The sequence below is a fragment of the Chitinophaga sp. genome (assembly GCF_036569125.1).
GTDB lineage: Bacteria > Bacteroidota > Bacteroidia > Chitinophagales > Chitinophagaceae > Chitinophaga.
The window spans coordinates 1-3,128 of record NZ_DATCRF010000796.1 but is presented as its reverse complement, the minus strand read 5'-3'; the positions used below and the strand labels follow the sequence as shown (position 1 = coordinate 3,128).

General features: G+C 49.1%; 1 protein-coding gene and 1 pseudogene. Both read left to right on the top strand.

The genetic code is table 11. The features are described 5' to 3' along the window. A pseudogene (locus tag VIM87_RS29255) lies at positions 1 to 1,823 on the top strand (SusC/RagA family TonB-linked outer membrane protein); the annotation flags it as partial. Between the two features lie 19 nt (positions 1,824 to 1,842). Continuing rightward, the coding region (locus VIM87_RS29250) for a RagB/SusD family nutrient uptake outer membrane protein (protein WP_332000405.1) at positions 1,843 to 3,128 on the top strand (1,286 nt) is incomplete at its 3' end.

The window sequence follows — 3,128 nt, the reverse complement described above, 5'->3', positions numbered from 1 at the left end:
CCATTAACCTGAACCTGGGATTAAGCATTACCCCGCACCTGAAGCTCAATTCCCAGAACTCCCATATTTATAAGACCAGCCGCAGGGATTATAACAAAACCAATGCGCTTACCTCCAACAGCGGAAGCTTTTCCTTTTCCTTTGCGGATAACGGCGCCAACCTGCTGTCCTCTAACTACCTTAGCTATACGAACAGCTTTAAGGACCATAACCTGAGCGTAATACTGGGTACAGATCTGCAGTATGACCAGTACCAGAACACCCGGGCGCTGGGCTACGGCGGCTCCTCAGACCAGATCCAGGTGGTGCAGGGCTTCCGGCAAACGAATATTGAAGCCTCATCCGATTACCAGGCATACGGGCTGTTATCTTACTACTCCCGTATTGCGTATGACTTTAAAGACAAATACCTGCTGTCGGTAAGTGCGCGTACAGATGGTTCTTCCCGTTTTGGAGCAGACAGTAAATGGGGCTTTTTCCCCTCTGCATCTGCCGCCTGGATCATTTCTGACGAACCTTTTCTGCAGCACAGCCGCACCTTTTCCCTTGTAAAAATAAGGGGCAGCGTAGGTACCTCCGGCAGCTTACCGGAGCAGAACTATTTACAGTATAACCTGTATAAGGTGAATAACGGTGGTTTTGCCGGCAATGACGGCGCCACCTCTTACAACGGCGTTACCGCCATTACACCCAACTTCAAGGATGGTGCGGCGCAGAAGGGATTAAGCTGGGAACGCAGTGTGCAATGGAACCTGGGTACAGACCTGGAATTTAACGACGGTAACTTTGCCGCCACGGTAGATGTGTATAACCGGCAAAGCTCCCTGCAGCTGTTCAGTATCATCCTGCCTGTTACCTCCGGTTATGACAATGCGCTCACCAATGCGCTGGGCGTACGTAACTCCGGTGTGGAGCTTACGGTTTCCGGCTACCCGTTCAAACGGCGTAACAGCGCCATTAAATGGTTTACCCGGCTGAATATTTCCTATAACAAGAACATGATCACCAGCCTGCCTAATGGAGGGCGTGACATTGTATTCCAGAATGGCGACCGCTTTGATAAATCGCACATCCTTTCTGTAGGCAAGCCATTGAACGCTTTTTACCTGTATCAGAACCTGGGGGTATTTGCTACGGACGATGATGTGCCGGGCAACAAATACACCGGTGAAAAATACCGCAACGGCAACGGCACCTACCGCGGTGGCGACTTTTACCTGGCAGACCTGGACGGCGATAACTTCATTGATATCTTTAATGAGGGTATTAACCCGGACAAGATGCCCATTGGCGATCCGAACCCCAAGATAACCGGCGGTTTTAACAATGAAATTACCTGGAGGAATTTTATACTGAACATCTTCTGCACCTTCACCTTTGACCGTGATGTACTGAACCTTTATAAGGCCGACCAGTTCAGCAACTCAACGGATGGCGATGCCACCAACCGCTTTATAAAATATGCCACTCCTGATTTCAGCAAGCTGGATATATGGCGCAAACCCGGTGATAAGGCTACTTACGCCAAGTACGATCTGGGTTCTTACCGTTATTATTATACCTCTGCACAAACTTTCTTTTTAGAGAAGGGCGATTACCTGCGTATTAAAAGCATCAGCCTTACGTACAACCTGGGGCCCGACCTGTTGAAACGGTGGGGTATAGACCGGTTCAGCATTTTTGGCGTACTGGATAATGTAGCCATGTTCCAGCGTTCAAAAGGCCTGCCGGACGCAGAAGCCGTGAACCCTTACGGGGAATATAACGGTAATGGATACCCCATTCCAAAGAAATATACCATGGGTCTGAGTGTTAATTTTTAAACCGGTAAAATCTGCTACTATGAAACTTAGATATATTATGCTCCTGTGCACGTTCCTGTTATCTGTTTCCTGCAAAAAGCTGCTGGAACAGGAGCCCAAGAACTCAACCTACCTTGAAAAGTACTGGAAAACCACCCAGGACTGTGAAAGCGCCCTGGCAGGTAACTATGCCCTGTTAAGGAATGCGCTGGCATTTAAATACAGCTATTATATGTATGGCGACGCTGTTGCCAAGAATTACTTTGTAATTGATTATAACGGCGATGGGCTGGAAGGCATACAGAACGGGGATTACACCTTTACCTATAACGTAAAGGACCTGGGTAACTGGACGCGTTTTTTTAAGGTGATCACCATGAGCAACACCATTCTGGCAGAGCTGCCCAAAGTGCCGGATGCCAACCTGGAAAAAGATGTGCCCAATGCGCAGCAATACAAGAACCGTGTGCTGGGGCAGGCCCTTTTTATACGTGCGTTCACCTACTTTACCATGACCCGTATATGGGGCGATGTGCCTCTGGTAACGGAGTATTACGAAAACCCGCTGGAAGCGCCGGAGCTGCCCCGCAGCCCCAAGGCAGACGTGATGCAGCAAATAGAAAAAGACTGCCACGATGCCATTAGCCTGCTGAACTGGGGATATGCTGATAATCCCAGCGGTGCAGCGGTTACCGCCAACAAAGGTTCTGTATACGCATTGCTGGCCCACCTGTACCTGTGGAGAGGCACTACACTGAATGCAGCCAATGGCGGCGCCAATGACATGAAGGATATTAACAGCGCCGATACTGCCATCAGTACGCTGATAGCCAACGGCGGCTATACGCTGACAGATACGGCCAACTATTATAAAACCTTCATCGGCAAATCCACCGAAAGCATTTTTGAGCTGAACATGAGCGAAGACCAGCTGGAAGGCTCTGATGACGGTATAGGCATGCAGTTCCTGCGTGGCGACCAGTACATTAAATACCACGGGGATTATGCCCGTATGGCCGTACGCCCGGAATACTTCAGCCGGCATTATCTGAAAGGGCAGGATGTTAACGATACGCTGGATATACGCTACCAGAAAGGGTTTGATTACCGGGACGATAACCGCCCGCTGTGCCGCAAGTACAGCAACGTTATTTACCGCAATCCCGGCTTAAAGCTAAACCCTTACATGAGCAACAACATGATCATTTTCCGTTTTGCAGATATAAAGCTGCTGCAGGCGGAAATTGCTATTTACAAGCAGGACTATGTAAAGGCGCTGGACATCATCAACTTTTTCCGTGTCCGTAATAACACACAGCCCTTAAC